The 819-nt window shown below is 65.3% G+C and carries 1 protein-coding gene; it reads left to right on the top strand.

Features of this window, described 5'->3' with window-relative positions; translation table 11 throughout:
* Nucleotides 1-29 precede the first annotated feature (29 nt).
* Nucleotides 30-803: a transposase family protein gene (locus tag AB0C16_RS40130; RefSeq protein ID WP_357691394.1), complete on the top strand. Its 774-nt coding sequence runs from the start codon at nt 30-32 to the stop codon at nt 801-803.
* Nucleotides 804-819: the final 16 nt, after the last annotated feature.

The following is an 819-nucleotide window of genomic DNA, read 5'->3' on the forward strand; positions in this document are numbered from 1 at the left end:
ACCATCACCGTCGCAACCAGGAGCTTCAGGTGCTGTTCTATCGTGCCGCCGTCGATTTGTCGCATCAGACCCTGAACTACGTCGCCGGGGTGATCCGGCGCCACCGTAAGTCCAAGAGGTCGCTCTGGCGGCGGCTGAACCCCGGCCAGCAGGCCCTGCTCGTTCTGGTCTACCTGCGCAAAGGTGAGACATTCACCGAACTCGGCGCCGGCTTCGGGGTGTCCACCACGACCGCATGGCGGTACGTGGAGGAGACCGTGGCGCTGCTGTCGGCGCGCTCTCCCAAGCTCACGGCGGCGTTACGGAAGGCCAAGCGGGACGGGCTGCACTACCTGGTGCTGGACGGCACGCTGATCCGCACTGACCGGATCAAGGCCGACCGGCCCTACTTCTCCGGCAAACACCGCGTGCACGGGGTGAACGTCCAGGTCATCGCCTCACCGGACGGGACGATCTTATGGACGTCCGGAGCGCTGCCAGGCAAGGCGCATGACCTGACGGCCGCCCGGATCTGGGGCATCCTGCGCGCGCTGGAGACGGCAGGCATCATCACCCTCGCCGACAAGGCATATCAGGGAGCCGAGGGACCGCTCGTCACCCCGTACAAGGGCAAGAACAAGCTCGAGTCCCAGAAGCGGGCCAACCGCTCACACGCCAAGCTCCGCGGACCCGGCGAACGCGCGAACGCCCAGCTGAAGAGCTGGAAGATCCTCCGAAAGCTACGCTGCAGCCCTTCCAAGGCCGGCCACCTCTGTAAGGCCATCGCCGTCCTTCAGAACCACCGAGTTGCCCAGGGCACCTGAGGATGAAAAAGGTTCA

Origin of the sequence: Nonomuraea sp. NPDC048916, assembly GCF_040649575.1 — a bacterium.
In the GTDB taxonomy this organism is placed as follows: domain Bacteria; phylum Actinomycetota; class Actinomycetes; order Streptosporangiales; family Streptosporangiaceae; genus Nonomuraea.